Here is a 20,840-nt window from a genome sequence, read left to right as displayed (position 1 = left end):
CCGACTTGAAGCTTATCTAAGCCAGGTTGCCTCAACATATCTGCCGCCCCTGAACGACCAAGCCTTGATGCCTTCTGGTTTTTCGGACTTCCCAACGATAACGGCTATTGGGTGCGGCAGATCCTGCGTGTAACGCGCAGCAAATCTGGAGAAACTTCCTATGTCTGCCGGAGAAATCACCGGAACAGATTGGGGATGTGTATGCCAATAGCCCACCAGACGTAACCCTTGTTCGTTGGCAGCTTGGATCTCCTGACGGCACCGCTCCGCATCCAACTCTAGCCAAGACCAGCCTGACCGATCGGCGCGATGAGGCAACGTGGCCAAGGCCAGCAGCAACCCTTTCGGATTAACCGGGTTGACGAATAACTGTCCCCCTCGCTCCACGCCAAAAAGGCCCTGCCGATGACTATCCAAGATGTCCGCGACAGCTTGCGATACCAATAGCTCGGAATCCACCTCCGCCCATCTCCAGCGCCAAGCGATATCCGTCATACCATTTCATCCTTAGGTTCCGGCCATCCGCGCTCGAGTAGGAGTTGCTGCGCCCCCTCTGGCAGTTTGGGCCCATGGTATTGGCCTCCTAGGCTCGGCACATCTTCAGGCCTGTAAATATTGCTGACCCAAGATGCAGTGGCAATGTTGCCGGTCAATGCGCGTAAAGCCGTGTGCGACACCATAGAGGCAATATTGGTCATCCCCAGTGATCCGCCTGGAATAAAGCTCTCCCCACACGCGGGCAGTGGAACCACACCTCCTCCCGGCCACTCTGTAAACTTATGAAGAAAATCGCCGATGTCCGTGAATAAATGACGGCCATCAAAGGTACCGGCTGGTGCGAATAGCGCGTGGCCTACCTGGGTATACGGTTCGCTCCAGGCTTGTAAAAGTCCCCAAGAAACGCCGCTGGATTTGGCTCGCCATACAGTGACCTCCGACTGCCAGTCTGCTGTCGTAATCACCACAAGATCTGCGTTATCGAACACTTCTGGTTTGCTGCTCATAACGACTTCGGCGAAAGTCGAATAAGCGGTGCATTCTGTAGTCGGAAGATCTAACAGAATCTTGTCCCTCAACGCTGAGGCTTTCAGCCTCCCTAGGCTATCCGCTCCCAGAACGTGCCTACCCAGATTGGCTGACACCAGAGTGTCAGGATCGATGAGGGTTAGGTGGCCGACACCGGAGCGTGCCAATTGTATTGCCACCGCACTGCCTAACGAGCCAACGCCAACACAAACGACCCGAGCATTTTCAAGGTGCTTTGCAGTGCCGCTTATATCGCGGGACAGAATGGACGCACGATCAAGCACGTCTAGGGCAGTTGCGCGGACAAGTGCCGGAGGATGCGCATTTGCGATGGCTGGCCGGCGGCGCGATGTGCGCAAGCCAAACTTTGCCCCCCGCTCTTGCTGTACGCCAAGCGAGCGCACATTGAGGCAATAAGTTGGAGCATCCGTCCCCCCAGGAAGCTCCAGGACAATCCATCGACTCGCCAACGTTCCATGCAGCTCAAACCATGCCAGCAATTGCTCGGCATCGTCTGGTTGAAGGTGAGGCGTGAGCCACAGCAATAAATCTTCTGGATCCGGGGTGCGGATATCCGGATAAGTCTGAAGCTTGACGTAAAAACCAGGAGTTTCGGCCGCGCGAATGACAGCGGAGCGCCCGACAACCCGTCGGTAATGCCCTTTGAGTGCAGCTATGTTCGATGCTAGCCAAACCGTTTCCTGACCGGATGGCAGAGCCCTGCGCGGATCGCTGAGAGCAAACAACTGCGAGGCAGCCTGAGGTCGATCCAAAAGTAAAAGGTTCTGGTACGACTGTCCGTGCTGAAAAGACCAGTAGGTAGTGATCTCATTCTGAAATTCGATATCGCGCGTTGCCTGACTTGATCCCATCTTGGACAACGAAACGATCTGGGCCAAGCGAGCAAGGCTGTCCTCTACCACGACCTCCGGAGAGCCCATAATGGGGCGTTCCTGAAAGCCATGAAGGCAAAGCCCCGACTTAGTGGCATGCGGCCAAACCAGCCATGGAGAAGGTTCGACGTTCAGCCGCAAGAGCCCACGGGGAAAGTTGGAGGGGAAACCAATACGCAGTCGCCGCTCCTGCCCCGTGTAATCGATGGGCAAGGGGAAGTGAAAGCACGCCGCTTCGTCAGCCCGCATGGGTGCGGGCTGGAGCAATGCATCGGCTGCATCCTGACCTAGGGTATTTCGCAGTGCTGCGATTCCGCGCTGCAATGGCGTCTTAAGAGGATCAGCCAAGGCGTCCAACTGGCTTTACGCTCGACTGAGAGGTTCCGCCACCGCTGGCCCCTCCGAAGAGCGAACCCATCGAAGCAGAGTTTCGAGTAGTGCCATCCGGTCGACCGGGCATCGTCCAATTCGCAGGGATTTCATTGTTTACTGTTGTGATGAACGCCGGCGCAATACCGAAGTTCTTTTTCACTGCCTCGGCAAAAGAATCATTGGATTCAAAACTTTCCAAACCTAATGACACAGAAGCACTGGCGTCCGCATGCCATTTGGAAAATGCTTGACGATAGCCTTGCCCCTCACCCGGTCGATTCCACTTCTCTGCAAAGTTTTCGCCGTTATCGGCAGGGTTGCAGACAAAGCAATCGCTACCTCTATACGCAATGTGCTGCGGTATTCTGCGAACGATTTCCAAAATTGCATCGAGCGGTGCCAATGGCTTTGACTGGGACTCTTTCACGACATCCAGGTATGCGTGAGTGGCCAGGGTCGTAATGACCGCAGAAATTGGGCGAGTATCAGCGCTTTTTGTCTTGATAGCCCATTCATCGCGATGCCGCTTCAGCAGCTTTATGGTCGCGCGCAGGGGATCTTGATCGATGTAATCCTGATAGTGCGGCAAAGGATCTTGTGTCGCGGCATCAAGCATTCTCTGGCTTTTGGCAATCACCAAGCTTTCCAGAAAGATTTCCTGGGCGGAAGCGACCTGCAACCAATTCGAGTAAGGAATAGGGCTACTTGCTTTCCACCCTGTGACCCGATCCGGAACCTCCAGCTTACCCTCGCCGTTTGCTTCGCCATTTCCGTTGATCGCGCGGGCAGGTGTGACATCAATGTGGAAACCTGGATTTTCGTCGGCATAAACGATCCGAATACCACGACGTAGCTGCTTAACTTCTTCCTGAACGCGGGAGCCTTCCCTGAAACGCTGCTCAATCGCCTCTAGAACTTCCTTTGCACCAGCGCCCTGAGCGTGGGGGAGCCAGATAATCGCATCCGCGTCAATGGTGTCCAGATCCGCAGGCGCGCCGGCAATTGGCTTAATGGTCGTCTTCAGCCGCATTGAGCCCTGGACGAAAATATGAGCCTCAGCGAGCAGCGGATTGTCAGAAGCCGAGAGGATTTTTTCCAGCTGGGAGTAGCGATCATTGATTTTTTCGTACTGCGCTTCCGTCAGCGAGATTTCCCGCGCGGCGCGAAGCAGAAAATATTCCCAACTGCTGCGCTTGGTCTGTTCGTTGCTCAAAAGCATTACATAGCCTCCTGGGCCGAGGGACCCAATTGCAGTGTTTGCGTAAACCGATGTTGGTTTTCTTTGTCCCGGTCGAAGATCAGGTACGTATGTTGATGCTGTGTGGTGAGCAACGCGCCAAATTCGATCGCTAATGCCGCAGGAATTGCGGCGAAGACGTGGATAGGATCAGGAGTCAGAGCCTCAAGCTGGCTCAGTCGTATTTGGAGTGCGTCGCGAAAGGCATGAATCACCCGACGGTTCTGTACCATCGCGTAGCTTGGTTCAGGAATCGACAGCTCTGCAATACGTGCACCGGGTAGAGCGTCGGTCACGTCGCGAACTGGAACTTGCGCAGAAATGGAGAGCACCAACGCCAGTGGACCATCGCCGTTGGGTGGAGGCGTAAACAGAAAACTCGGCGGCTCAGCAGACTGATCGGGCCAGCGCAAAAGATGCTCGCGGTGAAAAGAGAAGATTAAGCGTTTGGAACGATCGCCGATGCTCTGGCCCAACATCATCAAAGCTGGGATATCGGCCAAGCCTACTACTGCTAGTGCGGGCGAGTCGCCATAGGTGCCGCCGCGACGCTTGAGTTGCTGCTCCAGCTCATACTGGATGATGTCTTTGACGTTCTGCCAATAGGCACCGTCCCTGCCGCGCGGTCCGGGCGCAGGGAACGCAATTTTGATGCCTTGATCGAAGGCGGTTAATCCCTCCGCAGACATCGCAGTCAACAGATCGCGAACGGGAATATCGTTGATCGTCTGGAAATGCTGACTCTGGACAATGAGAGGAATCGCTCTGCCACCATCAGGGGTCGTTGCGGCGATTCGGATGCGCTCTAGGTATGCTTGGTGTAAACCACTCAAATCATTTTCAGGATAACCGTCTGCGTCACGATCAATTTTGTCATGACAGCCTGGGCACAGGAGCATCAGGTTAGCAGTATCGTTCGTGTGCGCCTCAGCATCATGATCCGCGCGTCCCCGAGGCCCCTTGGGACTGGCGGGTAGGATATGCGCCACTTCGCCCCATTTCATTGGCTTGCCGGCACGATAGTCGAACGTTAGATCTGTGCCGCACAGTTCGCAATGACCAGCGGTCTGTGTCCATACGATCCGCTTCGTCTCATCATTCGTGTTAAAGCGCCCACTCGCGGGCTTAGCGTCTTCTGGTTCTGCCATTTCGACCTACCCCCGAGAAACATCCATGATTGAAAACGATGATGGCAAGATAAGATCATATTAAGGTCATTTGCCGCGATTTCAAGGTAAGCGGATGGCGAACACATCTTTACTTCGCCCTCACATCGATCCGCTTCCAACTGCCATATAAGGCTCCGTCTCGCTAAGAGGAGTGAGTAGGTCGCGGGAGCGATGCGATCATTTGATCAAAGGCCGCCACCGCATATCTTCCATCAAGGCTTTTCAAGGTTGGCATTTCTGAAGGAAAACCGAATCGCACTCTGCCGGGAAGCACTTCATCCATAGCTGAGTACCAGGTCAGCAGAGCTTGTTGGAGGCGCACGTGTAGCTCGAATCTACTCCGTCGGCGGGTGGTGTCAGCTTTGGCTCGCTCTCGCGCGAGCTGAGGGTCTATGCGGCCAACAATGTAACAGTCAGCAAAGCCAATACGTCCTTGTGCGATCGTTTCTCTTGTGGCGTCCAACTCTATTTGCCAGTCGTGTTCGCTCGCCTCGCCGATCTGCCAAAGACTCCAAATGTAGTGGAGTTTGAGGGGGTCACTGTCACACAAAGCCCACGAAGAAATGTCTTCCATGGCCAGCGCCGTTTGCCAGCGATCCACGTTTCGCTCTGCCCAAAAAGCTGCTGCTCCAGCTGGATCCTTTATCCGATCCGGCTCATTTTCAAAACGGCCGTTTTCAGGAATGACATGTTGCCCTCCATGCTTAGCGCACCAAGTGGTTTTCCCGCTGGTGCTGATACCTTCAACAACCAAAATCATCGTTATGACTACTCCGTTAATTGCGCCATCCTTGTAAGTCTCAAAGCATCGGGGGCTTACGTGGTTTCTGCCGCCACCCACTGATGCGGCAGCAGTTGCCCGATCTCACTCGCTCGTTGTGTCGGCAGCCGCATCAGCACATCTTTGAGATAGGCATACGGATCGTGCCCATTCAGCCGCGCCGACTGGATCAAACTCATGATTGCTGCTGCCCGTTTGCCGCTGCGTAGTGACCCGGCGAACAACCAGTTCGAGCGTCCAAGCGCCCACGGCCTTATCTGATTTTCGACCGCGTTATTATCTATGGGCACGGCGCCATCCTCGACATATCGAGTCAGTGCAGTCCAGCGCTTGAGACTGTAATCCAGAGCTTTGGCGATAGCCGACCCTTCGGGCACAAGGTCGCGCTGGGCCATCATCCAGGTATGTAGTGCGTCGATAATGGGCGCCCCTTTTTCCTGACGTATTCGCCAGCGATCTTCGTCGGTCATTTCCCGAGCTTGTCGTTCGATTTCGTACAAGCTGCCAATTGAGTGCAGCGCCTGTTCGGCCAGTTGGCTTTTGTTCGTTGCGTGCAGATCGAAAAACTTGCGGCGGGCGTGGGCCATGCAGCCGATTTCGGTGATGCCTTGCTGGAAGCTTGCTTTGTAGCCGGCGAAATCGTCGCACACCAGCTTGCCGTTCCACGGGCCAAGGAAGCTGCGTGCATGTTCGCCCGCACGGCTCGGACTGAAGTCGTAAACCACTGCCTTGAGCGCCGAAAACGGCGTAGTGCAGTAGGCCCAGACATAAGCACGATGGGTTTTCTTCTCACCCGGGGCGAGCATCTGTACCGGGGTTTCGTCTGCGTGGATCACGCCTTGGGCAAGTACCGCTTCGCGCAGCGCATCAACCAGGGGCTGGAGCTGCACACCGGTTTGGCCAACCCATTGCGCCAGTGTCGAGCGGGCGATAGCCAGGCCTGCGCGGCCAAAGATTTTCTCTTGCCGGTACAGCGGCAAATGGTCGGCGAATTTGGCCACCATCACGTGAGCCAGCAGCCCTGCGGTCGGTATACCCTTGTCGATTACCTGGGCCGGAACCGGTGCCTGAGTCAGCGTTTCACACTCGCGGCAGGCCCATTTCCCACGCACGTGTTGCTCGACGGTGAACACGCCCGGCGTGTAATCCAGCTTCTCGCTGACGTCCTCGCCGATCCGCTGGAGCTGGCAGCCGCAGGGGCATTGGGTGTTGTCGGGTTCGTGATAAATCACGGTGCGCGGAAATTGCGCAGGCAAAGGAACACGCTTGGGTTGCTTGCGTGGTTCGGCCGGCGCAGCCGGCGGATTCAACGCTTTCAGCTCGGCTTCGATGGCCGCGATGTCGGTATCAAGCAGGTCGTCGAGCAGGCTGCCCTGAGCAGGACTCAATTGCTCACTGCGCTTGGCAAACTTGTTACGTTTGAACCAGGCTATTTCGTGGGTGAGTTGCTCGATGATGGTTTGGTCGCGGTCGTTCTTCTTGCCCATCCTGTCGACTTGCTGCCCGAGAGAATCAACCTGCGACAGCAACTGCGCCGCGAATGCACGCAGTTGGTCGGGGGTCATCTGATCGAGGTTGGGCGAGGAAGTCATGCCCTGGATTTTACCAAAGCAGGTCGCTTGCGGCAGCAGGCCAAGGCTGTTGATGCTGATCCCGGATTGACCCAGTTGCCGACGCAAGACTGCCCCATCTCGAAACCTGCAAAAATCCAGCACAGACAATGATTCACGAGGATTCAGACTGGGTCAGTGAAATCTCGGCAACTCGGTCAACTCGGCATCGGCGCCAACACATTGGGGCTATGGTGCCTTGCACGACGGTGAACGCTATGAGGTGCATCTCTGCGAAACCTGTTTTTTTGCTACCCTCGCTTACCTCAAGCAGGAGAGACGCACAGCGCACATGTTTGAGACTGACCCTAAATGGCCGGGAGACGATTTCGGGCTGGCCACCAAGGATGACTTTTTCCATGACAGGCACTGACCGACAACCATGGTGAGGTCATCTATCTAGGCTTTTTGGAACCGGATGACGGCGACTCCATGTACTGACGGAAGGATCGCATTAAGTCCTCGTCGGTAGCCTTTGGTACGGGCGCGCACCGCGTGGATTTGGCTGGGTGTCGCCAACCGTTGTGGCGATACCGCATAAGCCAAAGCATGAGTCGCAGGGGAAATTGCTGGGCAACTCACTTACCTTTGGAATGACCAACCAGGCTATCGAACACGCACATTGAAGAGATTGTGAACACGGAGGCGCCGCTCATGAAACTCTCGGACTTCGCGATTTATTTGGGAGCAGGTGAGCCTATGTCAGGTTGTTCTTTGCCTCTAGAGGCAGCAACGGATCTGGCTAAGACGCGATGTCCCGAGCACCCCTTCTGCTTGGTTTCGGACTGGATACTCTTTGACCTCACGATGACGCCCGAGCAGATAGGTGCCGTTCATTCCGTTGGACAAGAGCCTTCAGCTGTCTATGCGCGCAAAGTTGTTTTGGACAGTAGACGTAGATTTCAGGAAGGCGACTGGGTAGTGAGCACGTTAAAGATTTGGTGCGAGGACGAAGGGCTTTTTTGTACGCGTAACACGCTCTACATACTTTTAGGAAATGGACGCCGACATTCGCTTACGCTCACAGACTATTTATCACTTATCTGAAAGCGGCCTGCCGCGGCCCACATGATTATGGACTGATGGGCTCGCAGCCTGTGCGGTTTTGTGGCGGCAAGTCCATGTTGTTTGAACGCTCCTGCCCAACGCGCGTAACAATCTGATTTCATCACATAGAAAAGACCCAAGCCATTTTACACATGATTAAGGAATCGCTATTTGGGCTTCGTCGGCTTGGGCGGTGCTACCGTATCGATGTACTCGAAGAATGCACTCGCTTGCTCCTCTGCCGACAGTTGAACTAATGAGGTGGACCGACGTTTTTTGGATAGTTGGGGATCTGTCTGCACGAGAACGTCCACAGACTTCTGAGCCGCTCGTTCGTGCTCAGTCAGCGCTGAATCGAAGACCTTAGAAATGACACGCTGATGACGGTCATCACGCGTAAATTTCACAACGTTCGACTTCATCGGTGCCGGCACATCAAACGGGCATACCAAATGCAGCTGCGCTTTCTTGGGCCGCCCACCTATCGCCAAGTATTGCAATTCCTCCACCTGACCGGCGCTTACTGTGTAGGCGGTAGACCGGTATGCGTTAAGGATGTCTATAACATTCACCGACTGCCGACCCGCACTGCGACATTCCACATATGCAAGCTTCAAAAGCAGCGCTACCAATCGCTTGATCCCAAAAGTGCAACGGTATACCTCCTCAGCAAGCTCAACGATGTCCACGCTAATGTAACCATTGCTCACCCGCAGGCATTCAGCGATGTAATCTATCCAATCCTGGCTATTGGGCTCTTCCGGTAACATCAGTCGAGGAGCAGCAAGCAGCCGCTGAGTATCTTCGCTGTTTCGCTTAAGAAGCTTGTGGGCAAGACTGTAGTTGCACACGAAAACCATGGGTGGGCCAATCGCTGCCATGGTCAACAGGATATCAGTCACCATTGCGGCCCCAGCCCCCGTGCTAATGTGTTGCATCTCCTCCAGTATCGTGAGAGAGACCCCATGCTTGTTAGCCGCTCGTCGCGACTCCTTTAGAAGTATGGCAACAGTGCTCATGCGAAGCTTGGGGTTATCTCCAAAAACAAAGTTCTCAAGAAGAGCTTTTCCGCTCGCCTTACCTCTAGCACTCGCATACCAATGCGACAGCAGGGGCACGGTGCCTTGGTAAAGATCGCACGACAGCTCTGTTGGCTGCGGTAGTACCTTGCGCAACGCCACAATGGTTTGGCTTTTTCCAATCCCGGCCAAACCCGTTAAGCACAGGGGGGATACTTCGAGCTCTGGTGGGTTGAATACCCTCGCTGAGTATTGGGCCTGGCTCGAGAAGAGCTGCTGACTGTGTAATGACGCCCTGCCCACCATCTCTTTGATGAATGCCAGGGAAAACTGATTGGGGATAAAAATTTGTTTAAGCGTACTTTCCAACAGCTCAGCTGCAATCAGAGGATCGATGGATTCCAGTCCCGCTACAGGCTCTGGTCTTACGGTGACCTTGGTACGGATTTTTTCTGAGTCCAAGCAATCACTGAACCGAGTGTCGGTTAGAGTGTTCATCCCGTTTTACCTGTTAAGCGATCATAGTCGTCTGAATCTCGCCGCACCGACGAGTTTCTTGGAGGACGCCCCGGTTTTCGACTACCGCTGAATGCTTCCTCCCCTGTGTTCTGCTTGAACTTGTCCCACATGTGCTGCTCCGTGGCTGGGGTTTCGTCGCGAAGCACAGCCTTACCTTCGTGCCTCATTTGATCAATGTCTTGGAGATCGCGTAGCGAAATATCCACGAACCTCTCACTGGTCCTTTGAGAGCGGAGGAAGTCGAGCTCATAGAGCGTACCGTTTACCTCAATCCATATGTGCCGTACGCACATTGTGAGGGTGTAGGCTGATGTAGAAATCACTCCGTTCTTCGCTACCCGATCAAACACACCTGTCGCGACCAGCGATTGAGATCTGTACTTACGCCCGTAAAAGTACACTGCATCCTTCTGGATTGTGGCTGGTCTTTCCGCCAGGAATTTCCTGACAGCAGTATCGGGATGCATCGTTTGGCCTGAGTTTCTGGCCCGCTTGTCCCAGTACTGAAAGATCGCAACCGGTGTAGGCTTAACTCCCGCCAGTATCAGCTCCTCATCCATTCGACGACTGGCGTCTGACACACGATTATCCAGTAGCACCTGCACGATTTCTCGTTTTGCCATCTGCACGAAATTCAGCGTGCTGTGGAAATAGCTGGGTTGATCCCATGTTTTCTTGTCTCTCGGGTGAGATGACTCCACCGTCGCTTTGGACTGTCCGGAGAACACAGGGGTATTCTCAAAGGTGCCTAGCCAACTGATTTCGGACTCCACGTCGTAGTTAGCTCCCGGACCGCGATCGAATACGAGCGCCCCAGATAGACCGTGACTTGGCCAATCATCAGCCTCAATGGGAATCCCGAATAGCTCACAATATTTGACCTTATCGCTAGCCATCGAATACAGGCACATTCTGTAGGCGTCCATGCTTTCCTTTCCATCAGCGAAACCGATGCCCAAGATGAGTCCCGAGAGTCCACACACGGCTCGAACGACGCAAAAGCTATCGACCGCGCTACCCTCCGTTACTCCGGAAAGCTTCTCGGAGATGTAATAGCCATCAAATTCAACACGCTGATTCACGTTGAGCAATCGATCCGCGAAGCTTCCCAGAGATCCCGAGATGGCACGCGTCTTGTGCGTCCCTCTAACCCCAATGGATCGCTGCTTAGGATTGACCGCTTGTTCAATCTGATATCGGACTTGGGAAAACGTGGGAAAAGGTTCACCGTTGGGATGAATGAACCTGATGCCATCGCTACCTTTCTTCGTCACACACCCAAACACCTTGGTAAGAATTTCTGCATAAATGGTGTTTGCAGTTTTGTAGGGAGAACGGCAAGCGATATATCCCGAAAGAATCTTTTCTTTCATCGCTTGGTCGGACCGAAAGCCCCAGCTCTTACCATGTGGCGAGGGGCGCCCCAATTTGCGTACGTATGACGGATCATCTCGATTCCACCCACCAATACGATGCAGTGGTGGCATCAGCGCCCATTTGTTGTGGCCGAATACGATGTAGGTATAGAACCAGAGCCGTAGACGAGCAGCATTTTGCTCAGGCTTGTGAGCCTTGGCATGTGCATTGATGATGGCGTCCGGGCTGTCACTGGAGAGTATTTCGGCGAGTCTTAGGACCAGATCAGAAATGGCAGCGAAACGACGATTGACCTTCTGATCATAGCTTTCCTTGGAAGACACACGTCGGCTCTCTCGATGCGATATGGAAATGCCTCCAACAGGCTCAAGCCACGGGGGAGTATTGTCTGTTATACCGAGCTCGAGTATCAGTCCATCCTCAAGCGCCTCTTCAAATTCGATTCGTGTCAACGTAATGAGAAGTGAGGCAAGCTCATGATTGCCGTCATAAAACTCAACCAGGCGGACTCGGTTGGTACTGCCGTCACTGTGGAGGAAGTGGTAGATCTTCCCCTTTTCCAGAGACAAAAAACCCTCAGGCGCGACCAGTCTAGCGCCCGAGATCACGACGCTATCCCCTGAAAAAGTGATGCGTATATCTGAAGAAGATCACCTCCTTCCATGTCGAGAGGCTGATCAATGAGTATAGGTTTTAAGAAGTTGACCAGGAGCTTGCGTTGCCAGATGTCCTGGTAGATTTTCGCAATGAATTGATCCCGACTCGCCCAGCATTTCGCGTATCGGATCGCAACGTACGCTACAGGCTCGCCGGCAAAAGCTGCTTCCCGAACCGCAGAGCTAAAGTCATCTAACAAATTAGGACCTAGCGACAACGGCAGTTCGTGGGTCATGAATAGCAGGTCCAAATTGGCAATCACTGTAGGGGACAGCTCATCCATGGACATCTGCACAGTTCTGACGCCAGCGCTGGCGTAGTAGAGCTTTTCCAACTCGGTTCGAAGGGTAGCGTGCGCGCGATCTTTCTTTTGCTGCACCGGGGTTTTTGCAGCCGTGATCCGACGTTCACCGAATGCCGCTTTGCTGTCCTTCACCGTCCAGTTGATGGCATATGGAATGCCTTCCTGGTCCTTCAGATACAACAGGAGGTCTCCTTGGTAGGGGAACGGCATTTTCACCCGCCGCCCATCGGCCAAGTCCACACCGATCTCGTGATGCTTAAATCCCAACTCCTTGGCTATCTCGACCGTCCCAGTGACAGGACAGAGGAAGTAGCCCTTCGTGAGTGGATGACCGCGGAGCGGATGCCCGGAGCTCAACGGCCACAGCATTTTCTGCTCGTGAAGGTCGATCAAATCGGGATGGTAGAGCGCTAACTGACTAAAGACCTTTTCTGGAGTCGAAAGAGCATGTATTGCGCGGCCCAGCCTTCGACTATTGAGCCGGCTTATGCGAGAACCCTTCGGTGCCTCCCGGGGAATTGCCAACGTCGCCGGGATGTACGTGTCGCCCCATTCGAACCGACCTTGCCGGCTCATTATGAGCTCCATTCTTTTCTGCGGTGTCATACAGATAGTCCAATTTCTATAGGGCACCACTCAGTCATAAAAGCTGGGGATAAAATCAATGACTTACGTGGAGCCCTTGCCGTTCGGGCACGTGTACATCAGCGCTTCTGTGGATAAAGCGCATTTCTTGTGGATGAACGAATCCTTGCGAGGCTTGACGCCTCACAACCAGAAATAGAGAATGGAATGGTCAGCCGGTTAAATCTGACTTATCCACAGGGACTCAAGGTCGCACTTGAGTCCCTGTCTCTAATTAGTTCGTAACGTAGAAATTTAATAGTTATTCATCGGTAGCCTCGGTGATTCCGCCATTGCTTACCCCATAGTCAGTTATCACTCTACCTTCTCTGGGTTTAAACGCGCATAGAAGAAGCATATTACCGTTAGGACGGCGACAGTGACAACAGATAGCGTTGTTCCCGTCGGTGGGTGTTCGTGGGCTATAAGAGGTTAATCGACAAGCTCTCATAATCATTTTTTACTTAAAATATCCAGTTATACGATTTGGAAATTAAAAGCCTAATTAAGAATTTTGGAATACCACTGTTATAAAAATAAATCTCCCTCCGTGTAGAAGCATTTCCTAGTCTTAATGCTCTATCGAGGATGGACTAATGAGTATCTGCATTTCAACAGCGCCCACAGAAGTGCTCAAATGGTTTGAAGATGAAACCTTCTACAGCCTTTGCAGCCGCCAGCACTGCTGGTTGGGGCATATAGATACGCCGGCAACGCTAGAGTGGCTCTATGGCCCTAACTACCGCTCAGTAACTCACGATTTCCCTGGCAATCTCGATGCGCTAAGCAGCCGGCTTACTGATTGCTGGGGCGACGTAGAGTCCATAATCTATGGACACACCATCTTCCCGTTATTTCGCCCATTCCAGTGCCAGACACAGATCCAAAGTGTAGAGACGTTGATGAGAGGTCCATCAGTCGGCTCACTGAAATATCGCTTAGGGTTGCTAACAGGCCGGTTCGGGGCTGAGCACCCCTTGAAAGCATGTTCCATCTGCATGGGCCGAGATCTGAGTCTACATGGCGTAGCTTACTGGCATAGGAGCCATCAATATCCAGGAGTGCTTTTGTGCCCAATACACCATTCGCCTCTGCTGGTAAGTGCACTCAATCGCCCATGGTCAGGGCGCTTTCGCTGGGTCCTTCCGGAAGAGCAATATCTGGAACCCTATACATCAGCCCTTCAAACGAACAGTGCAGCGCGGTCTATTGGAGGCGCTGTTTTGGATCTGGCATCCCTCCCATTATCGAGACGTTTTGAACCATCCATAGTCTGCACCGTGTATCGAGACTTTATAGATAGACCTACGCACAACCTATCAGCTTTTTTGGAGCACACTAACTTACTGCAGCCGTATTCACCGTTCACATCACTCCCTACTACTAATAAGCAAGCGAAGATGTTCATCTCGCAAATGTTAAGAGCCCCACGTGGCCATCACCATCCGTTGAAGCACTTGACGTTAATAACTTTCCTTTTCGACAGCTTCGCTGAGTTCGTTAGTGCGTATGATCGCATGGTAATTTCGCACGATGAGCAACCCCATTTCAGAGTTAGTGCTAATAAGCGCCTCAAAACAACGCGAGTTTTAACATCCCCGAATCGCCAGACTATGGCTCGCAAGCCAAAAAAGCTAAAACCTCCTATACGGGCTAGCATAGTTCGGCTCTTGTTAACAGGATTACCAAAGCAGGATATTTGCGATAAATTCGATATCACTATCTGTACGCTAAATCGGATTATCCGAGAAGAAGAAGGCCTAAAGTATAAAAGGAAAGAAATTGAGCTGGAATTAAATCTACAAGCGTATCGATCAACGTGGACAAATGCAGTCTCTTTAAATAAAGATGCTAGTGCCAAAAAAATACGATATGTTATTCCTGAAACCTACGCTTGGCTATATAGAAATGATCGAGAATGGCTGAATACGCAAATCCGCAAATTGCCGTCAGGGCGTTGCGGAAACAATTCTAGATTGAATTGGGATGAGCGTGACGTGTCGCTTGTCTCTCTGGTCGAGACCGTCTTAAAAGAAAGCGCTCAAAAACCGGATGGAGCACATATTAAAATGAATGATATTTATCGTTTGGTGCCTATGTTGTATCGATCCCTCGAGATAAAGGACCGCTATCCGAAGACTAGAGCATTAATTCGCAAAATTATTTGTGGACGATATTAGTTCTTATGAACTCCGCTTACTCTGATGTTTGACGTTCAAAATTATGCATCGCTATAAACAAGCGGTTTTTTTGGGGCGGGAAAGTCGCAGCACGCATACCTTGCCTTTTTTCTACGGGCGAGACTATCTAAAGTTTCAGATTCCGCAAAATCTTTAAACGGATACGGACAAGACCAGTACCCCATGCCATGCGCTTCATCCTCTTGTACAAACTGAAGCGACTCGAATCCACCAGAGTTATAAGTATGCCAAAGAGAGTTTATAGGACGAAAGCTAGCGCTGGCTGCTCTCAGGCTATTCAGAAAATGATCGAAGCTGTCAAAATAAACTATTACCATGTCAAAATAAGAGAAGCTCAGAACATTGACCATCAGTCCGTTATTTTGGGACTTGGCACAGTTCATCGAATGTATGCGCTTATCGAGCCATTCTAGGTCATTTTCAAGTTGATCGATACGTTCAGACGTTGTAGATCTAAGTTGAAGCAGTCTTTCTATTAAAACGCAAATGGCTTTTTCAATTGGAATATGGAATGAGCATTGATAGAAACCCACTACGAAAGAGGCCAATTTAGCTTCCACTTCATCAACACCGGTGTCTGCAACTACCTCATTCAGATATCTGCCATTGCAGCCACTCCACATTACTTCCAGCCCATGATTATCGACCGAAAAATTTTCACCACAAAATGGACAGTTGTGAACCAGCTTGGTTGAATGCTTTGTACAAAGATTCACATCGCTGTGCAAGGGACGGCGCCAGTACGAATAGCCCAATGACTTTATGTCGTCTGATAAACAATCAGGGCAGAATGAGTGTGAAAGCGCGCTGCTCTCAATCACATATCTAGAATTGGTGTAGCTGGCTAGCGAATATGAAATGTCATGATCATCCTTGAAAACTGACTTCATTGGATAGTTAGTATGCTCATGCAGAAGCCGATTAAACCCATGACATCCTGACCAGCCAAGGATGGAAGCAATCTTTCTAACATCCTTGGTTAGGATATTCCCATTGGCTAACGAGGAAAGCTCATGTTTTCCGAAATTCAGGTACAGAGTCCGCGCTACGTATGAACGCAAAGACTCACCACGCTGGATTCTGAGACGCATCGAATCCCCAGTGATTGGCATTTCTTTCACCACGACACAACCGACGATCAAGAAATGTCGAGAGGCTACCTAGCCTGGCAGCCCCATCGACAGTTTTAATTCGCAAGCGACAGCTTTAATTCACAAAGACCAAAGGTCTCAAGGCTGTTGCCGTCTTACTCCACCGTCACCGACTTCGCCAAGTTACGCGGCTGATCAACGTCTGTACCTTTAAGCACAGCGACGTAGTACGACAGCAGCTGCAGCGGGATGGTGTAGAGAATCGGCGACAGGGTGTCGTGGATGTGCGGCATGTTGATGACGTGGGTGCCTTCGCCGTTGGTCATGCCGGCCTTTTCGTCGGCGAACACGATCAGTTGGCCGCCACGGGCGCGTACTTCCTGCAGGTTGGATTTGAGCTTTTCCAGCAGTTCGTTGTTCGGCGCGACGGTGACCACCGGCATGTCATCATCCACCAGGGCCAACGGGCCGTGCTTCAGCTCGCCCGCCGGGTAGGCTTCGGCGTGGATGTACGAGATTTCCTTGAGTTTCAGCGAACCTTCCATCGCCACCGGGTATTGCGCGCCACGGCCGAGGAACAGGGTGTGGTTTTTGTCGGCAAACAGTTCGGCGACTTTTTCCACGGTGCTGTCCATGGCCAGGGCTTCGCCCAGGCGGGTCGGCAGGCGGCGCAGTTCTTCCACCAGCGTGGCTTCAACACCTTCGGCGAGGGTGCCACGCACCTGGCCCAGGGACAGGGTCAGCAACAACAAGCCAACCAGTTGGGTGGTGAAGGCTTTGGTGGAGGCTACGCCAATTTCGCGACCGGCTTGGGTCAGCAGGGTCAGGTCGGATTCGCGCACCAGGGAGCTGATACTGACGTTGCAGATCGCCAGGCTGGCGAGGAAGCCCAGCTCTTTAGCGTTGCGCAGCGCAGCCAGGGTGTCGGCGGTTTCGCCGGACTGGGAGATCGTCACGAACAGGGTGTCGGGCTGCACCACCACTTTGCGGTAGCGGAATTCGCTGGCGACTTCGACCTGGCACGGGATGCCAGCCAGTTCTTCCAGCCAGTAACGCGCAACCATGCCGGCGTGGTAGCTAGTGCCGCAGGCGACGATCTGCACGTTGCGCACTTTGGCGAACAGCTCGGCAGCTTGCGGGCCGAAGGCATTGACCAGCACTTGGTTCTGGCTCAGGCGGCCTTCCAGGGTGCGTTGCACCACGGACGGTTGCTCGTGGATTTCCTTGAGCATGAAGTGCCGGAACTCGCCTTTGTCGGCAGCTTCGGCACCGTCGCGGTATTGCACCGCCTCGCGCTCTACGGGGTTACCATTGACGTCCCAGATCGCCACGCTTTCACGGCGGATGTCGGCAATATCGCCCTCTTCCAGGTACATGAAGCGGTCGGTGACCTGGCGCAGGGCCAGTTGGTCGGAGGCGAGGAAGTTTTCCCCCAGGCCCAGGCCGATCACCAACGGGCTGCCACTGCGCGCGGCAACCACGCGGTCAGGTTGGCTGGCGCTGACCACGGCCAGGCCATAAGCGCCATGCAGTTCCTTGACGGTGGCTTTGAGGGCGACGGTCAGGTCGCCGAGGTCCTTGAGCTTGTGATTCAGCAGGTGGGCGATGACTTCAGTGTCGGTGTCCGAGGTGAATACGTAGCCCAGGCCTTTGAGCTGCTCGCGCAGCACTTCGTGGTTTTCGATAATGCCGTTGTGCACCACCGCCAAGTCACCGGAGAAATGCGGGTGGGCGTTGCGCTCGCACGGCGCACCGTGGGTGGCCCAGCGGGTGTGGGCGATGCCAAGACGGCCGACCAGCGGCTCGCCGAGCAGGGCTTGCTCCAGCTCACTGACCTTGCCCGGGCGGCGCATGCGCTCAAGCTTGCCGGCGTTGGTGAAGACAGCCACACCGGCGCTGTCATAGCCGCGGTATTCCAGGCGCTTGAGGCCTTCAAGCAGGATGGCGGTGACGTTGCGTTCAGCGACTGCGCCTACAATTCCACACATGGTATTTCTCCTAGATGATTGCCGCGCATATCAGCGTAATGCCGCGGGCTTGGATCTGGTCGCGGGCCTCAAGCGGCAGGCGATCATCGGTAATAAGGGTATGGACACTGCTCCAGGGCAGTTCCAGGTTGGGGATCTTGCGGCCGATCTTTTCGGATTCGACCATCACCACCACTTCACGGGCGACCTCGGCCATCACGCGGCTCAGGCCCAGCAGTTCGTTAAAGGTGGTGGTGCCGCGCAGCAGATCGATGCCGTCGGCGCCGATGAACAGTTGATCAAAGTCGTAGGAGCGCAGCACTTGCTCGGCCACCTGTCCCTGGAATGAATCCGAGTGCGGGTCCCAAGTGCCACCGGTCATGAGCAGCACCGGTTCGTGCTCCAACTCACTCAGGGCGCTGGCCACGTGCAGGGAGTTGGTCATCACCACCAGGCCAGGCTGGTGGCCCAGCTCGGGGATCATGGCAGCGGTGGTGCTGCCGCTGTCGATGATGATGCGCGCGTGTTCACGCAAACGCATCACGGCTGCACGGGCAATGGCGCGCTTGTAGGCCGAGATGGGTTGGGCGGCGTCGCCCACAAGCTCTTGGGGCATGGTGATGGCGCCACCATAGCGGCGCAGCAGCAAACCATTGCTTTCCAGGGCGGCCAGGTCCTTGCGGATGGTCACTTCCGAGGTTTCGAAACGCTTGGCCAACTCGTCCACGCTGACTTCACCCTGTTCATTGAGCAAGGTCAGGATGTTGTGGCGTCGTTGGGGTGTATTTCGTTTCGACATGGTGATGATAAGTTTCGTTTCGAAAGATAACGAAGGCAATCAAAACCTATTGGCAGGAAATCGTCAAGCAGATCGAAAAGTCTTTTTGACACAACACTGAGCAAAATGTGGGAGCGGGCTTGCTCGCGAATGCGGTGTGTCAGTCAACTTTTCAGGGCCTGACCCGACGCTTTCGCGAGCAAGCCCGCTTCCACATTTGAACTGTGCTGATTTCGACTCTGTGGATAACTCAGGTCTTCTTGATTTTGACCGGGCGTTTCCAACCGTCGATGTTGCGCTGACGGGCGCGGGCCACCGCCAGTTGAGACTTATCCACATCCTGATTGATGGTGGAACCCGCAGCGGTGTTGGATCCGTCGCCGATGGTGACGGGTGCAATCAGCGAGTTATTCGAGCCGATGAATACGTCCTCACCGATCGTCGTCTGATACTTGTTCGCGCCATCGTAGTTGCAGGTGATCGCACCCGCACCGATGTTGCTGCGAGCACCGATGACCGCATCACCGAGATAAGCCAAGTGGCCTGCCTTGGCATCGTCGCCCATGCGCGCGTTTTTCAGTTCAACGAAGTTACCCACATGGGCCCTGGCGCCCAGCACGCTGCCCGGACGCAAGCGCGCAAACGGCCCCGCGTCGCTGCCCTCGCCCATCACCGCACCGTCAATATGGCTGTTGGCTTTGACCACCACGCCTTTGCGCAGAGTGCTGTCCTTGATCACGCAGTTCGGGCCAATGACCACGTCGTCCTCAATGATCACACGGCCTTCGAGGATCACGTTGATGTCGATCAGCACGTCGCGGCCTACGGTGACGTCACCCCGCACATCGAAGCGCGCCGGGTCGCGCAAGGTCACGCCCTGGGCCATGAGGCGGCGGCCTTCGCGCAGTTGGTAGTGACGCTCCAGTTCTGCAAGCTGCTTGCGGTCATTGGCGCCCTGCACTTCCATCGGGTCGTGGGGCTGTTCAGTGGCGACCAGCAGGCCATCACTCACGGCCATCTCGATCACGTCGGTGAGGTAGTACTCGCCCTGGGCGTTGTTGTTGGACAGGCGGCTCATCCAGTCAGCCAGCTTGTTGGCAGGGACGGCGAGAATGCCGGTGTTGCCTTCGGTGATGGCGCGCTGGGCGTCGGTGGCATCTTTGTGTTCAACAATGGCCGCAACCTTGCCGTCAGCGTTGCGCACGATTCGGCCGTAGCCGGTTGGGTCATCGAGCTCAACGGTGAGCAGGCCCATCTGACCAGGCACTACGTGTTTGAGCAGGCGTTGCAGGGTTTCCACTTCGATCAGCGGCACATCGCCGTAGAGGATCAGCACGGTATCGGCGGTGATGAACGGCACGGCTTGCGCAGTGGCGTGGCCGGTGCCGAGTTGTTTGTCCTGCAGCACGAAATTCAGGTCATCGGCGGCCAGGCGTTCACGCACCACGTCGGCGCCATGGCCAATCACCACGTGAATCCGCTGCGGGTCCAGTTGCCGGGCGCTGTGGATAACATGGCCGAGCATGGAATTGCCCGCGACCGGGTGTAGCACCTTCGGCAGGGCCGAACGCATGCGGGTGCCCTGGCCTGCGGCGAGTATGACGATTTCAAGAGACATGAATGGCTACCAATCCTGGGCGGTCCAGCTTCAGACCAGAGAAGTGTTTTGCAAAAAAAGAAAAAGGGTAGCCGAGGCTACCCTTTTTAATCAATCGCGCACGATGTACGACGGCGTAGCCGCTTACTTCTTGCGCAACTGCTGGAGCGTGCGCAGCTGAGCTGCAGCCTCGGCCAGACGTACAGCAGCAGCGCTGTAGTCGAAGTCCGCGCCCTTTTCGTTCAGGGCCTTCTCGGCAGCCTTGACGGCTTCCTGAGCGGAGGCTTCATCCAGGTCGCCAGCACGCTGCACGGTGTCGGCAAGTACCTTGACCATGTTCGGCTGAACCTCGAGGAAACCACCAGAGATGTAAAACACCTCACGTTCCCCGCCTTGCTTGGTCAGCGTGATCGGACCTGGCTTCAAGCTGGTGATCAACGGCGCGTGGCCCATGGCAATACCCAGATCACCGAGTTCGCCGTGTGCAATCACCATTTCTACCAGACCGGAGAAGATTTCCCCTTCCGCGCTGACGATATCGCAATGGACTGTCATAGCCATCTGATTGCCT

The 20,840-nt window shown here is 54.2% G+C and carries 16 protein-coding genes and 2 pseudogenes; 4 read left to right on the top strand and 14 right to left on the bottom strand.

What is annotated here, in order from left to right; genetic code table 11:
• Positions 1-12: 12 nt before the first annotated feature.
• From FW764_RS06140 to tnpC, 6 genes are all read right to left on the bottom strand, one after another.
• Positions 13-495 (bottom strand): Mov34/MPN/PAD-1 family protein, encoded by a 483-nt coding sequence (locus FW764_RS06140; protein WP_042556859.1) that lies wholly within the window; start codon positions 493-495, stop codon positions 13-15.
• Positions 492-2,276, bottom strand: coding sequence for a HesA/MoeB/ThiF family protein (locus tag FW764_RS06135; protein ID WP_446433188.1), 1,785 nt, complete (start codon positions 2,274-2,276; stop codon positions 492-494). Before FW764_RS06135 ends, FW764_RS06140 begins: the two co-directional genes overlap by 4 nt.
• Positions 2,260-3,510, bottom strand: coding sequence for a nucleotidyltransferase domain-containing protein (locus tag FW764_RS06130; RefSeq protein ID WP_086794039.1), 1,251 nt, complete (start codon positions 3,508-3,510; stop codon positions 2,260-2,262). The genes FW764_RS06135 and FW764_RS06130 overlap by 17 nt, the downstream gene beginning before the upstream one ends.
• On the bottom strand, positions 3,510-4,676 hold the full coding sequence (locus FW764_RS06125) for an SAVED domain-containing protein (protein ID WP_446433187.1): 1,167 nt from the start codon (positions 4,674-4,676) through the stop codon (positions 3,510-3,512). The genes FW764_RS06130 and FW764_RS06125 overlap by 1 nt, the downstream gene beginning before the upstream one ends.
• Positions 4,677-4,839: 163 nt before the next feature.
• Positions 4,840-5,457 (bottom strand): hypothetical protein, encoded by a 618-nt coding sequence (locus tag FW764_RS06120; protein WP_446433186.1) that lies wholly within the window; start codon positions 5,455-5,457, stop codon positions 4,840-4,842.
• A gap of 56 nt (positions 5,458-5,513) precedes the next feature.
• The gene (gene tnpC / locus FW764_RS06115; protein ID WP_150788101.1) at positions 5,514-7,070 is read right to left on the bottom strand and encodes an IS66 family transposase; all 1,557 of its coding nucleotides are present in this window, start codon (positions 7,068-7,070) and stop codon (positions 5,514-5,516) included.
• A gap of 199 nt (positions 7,071-7,269) precedes the next feature.
• On the opposite strand from tnpC, the pseudogene FW764_RS06110 reads away from it, so the two are divergent.
• Both FW764_RS06110 and FW764_RS06105 read left to right on the top strand, forming a co-directional pair.
• A pseudogene (locus FW764_RS06110) lies at positions 7,270-7,461 on the top strand (hypothetical protein); the annotation flags it as partial.
• Positions 7,462-7,742: 281 nt separating this feature from the next.
• A complete protein-coding gene (locus FW764_RS06105) occupies positions 7,743-8,135 on the top strand; it encodes a DUF6957 family protein (protein ID WP_446433185.1) in 393 nt (130 codons plus the stop codon).
• A gap of 167 nt (positions 8,136-8,302) precedes the next feature.
• On the opposite strand, the gene FW764_RS06100 is transcribed toward FW764_RS06105, so the two are convergent.
• Genes FW764_RS06100 through FW764_RS06090 form a run of 3 tightly spaced genes read right to left on the bottom strand, consistent with a single transcriptional unit; the run spans position 8,303 to position 12,587 of the window.
• Positions 8,303-9,652, bottom strand: a complete 1,350-nt coding sequence (locus FW764_RS06100) for an AAA family ATPase (RefSeq protein WP_446433184.1) — start codon at positions 9,650-9,652, stop codon at positions 8,303-8,305.
• Positions 9,649-11,619 carry a transposase gene (locus FW764_RS06095; protein ID WP_446433183.1) on the bottom strand — a complete coding sequence of 657 codons (1,971 nt, stop codon included), beginning with the start codon at positions 11,617-11,619 and terminating at the stop codon, positions 9,649-9,651. Before FW764_RS06095 ends, FW764_RS06100 begins: the two co-directional genes overlap by 4 nt.
• Positions 11,620-11,654: 35 nt before the next feature.
• Positions 11,655-12,587, bottom strand: a complete 933-nt coding sequence (locus FW764_RS06090) for a hypothetical protein (RefSeq protein ID WP_446433182.1) — start codon at positions 12,585-12,587, stop codon at positions 11,655-11,657.
• Between the two features lie 644 nt (positions 12,588-13,231).
• On the opposite strand from FW764_RS06090, the pseudogene FW764_RS06085 reads away from it, so the two are divergent.
• Positions 13,232-13,717 (top strand): annotated as a pseudogene (locus tag FW764_RS06085) (TniQ family protein); the annotation flags it as partial.
• 531 nt (positions 13,718-14,248) lie between these two features.
• Positions 14,249-14,815 carry a TnsD family Tn7-like transposition protein gene (locus FW764_RS06080; RefSeq protein ID WP_446433457.1) on the top strand — a complete coding sequence of 189 codons (567 nt, stop codon included), beginning with the start codon at positions 14,249-14,251 and terminating at the stop codon, positions 14,813-14,815.
• A gap of 41 nt (positions 14,816-14,856) precedes the next feature.
• Here the strand turns inward: FW764_RS06080 and FW764_RS06075 are convergent, their stop codons facing one another.
• The 5 genes from FW764_RS06075 to FW764_RS06055 all read right to left on the bottom strand — a co-directional run bounded on the left by FW764_RS06075 (position 14,857) and on the right by FW764_RS06055 (position 20,830).
• On the bottom strand, positions 14,857-15,978 hold the full coding sequence (locus FW764_RS06075) for a hypothetical protein (RefSeq protein ID WP_446433181.1): 1,122 nt from the start codon (positions 15,976-15,978) through the stop codon (positions 14,857-14,859).
• 104 nt (positions 15,979-16,082) lie between these two features.
• Positions 16,083-17,915, bottom strand: a complete 1,833-nt coding sequence (gene glmS, locus FW764_RS06070; RefSeq protein ID WP_242153658.1) for a glutamine--fructose-6-phosphate transaminase (isomerizing) — start codon at positions 17,913-17,915, stop codon at positions 16,083-16,085.
• Between the two features lie 10 nt (positions 17,916-17,925).
• On the bottom strand, positions 17,926-18,693 hold the full coding sequence (locus FW764_RS06065; RefSeq protein WP_446433180.1) for a DeoR/GlpR family DNA-binding transcription regulator: 768 nt from the start codon (positions 18,691-18,693) through the stop codon (positions 17,926-17,928).
• Between the two features lie 229 nt (positions 18,694-18,922).
• A complete protein-coding gene (gene glmU / locus FW764_RS06060; RefSeq protein WP_446433179.1) occupies positions 18,923-20,290 on the bottom strand; it encodes a bifunctional UDP-N-acetylglucosamine diphosphorylase/glucosamine-1-phosphate N-acetyltransferase GlmU in 1,368 nt (455 codons plus the stop codon).
• 123 nt (positions 20,291-20,413) lie between these two features.
• On the bottom strand, positions 20,414-20,830 hold the full coding sequence (locus FW764_RS06055) for a F0F1 ATP synthase subunit epsilon (RefSeq protein ID WP_083356002.1): 417 nt from the start codon (positions 20,828-20,830) through the stop codon (positions 20,414-20,416).
• Between the last annotated feature and the right edge of the window lie 10 nt (positions 20,831-20,840).

Source organism: Pseudomonas sp. 1152_12, from assembly GCF_052850675.1.
This window is presented reverse-complemented; position numbering and strand designations above follow the sequence as displayed.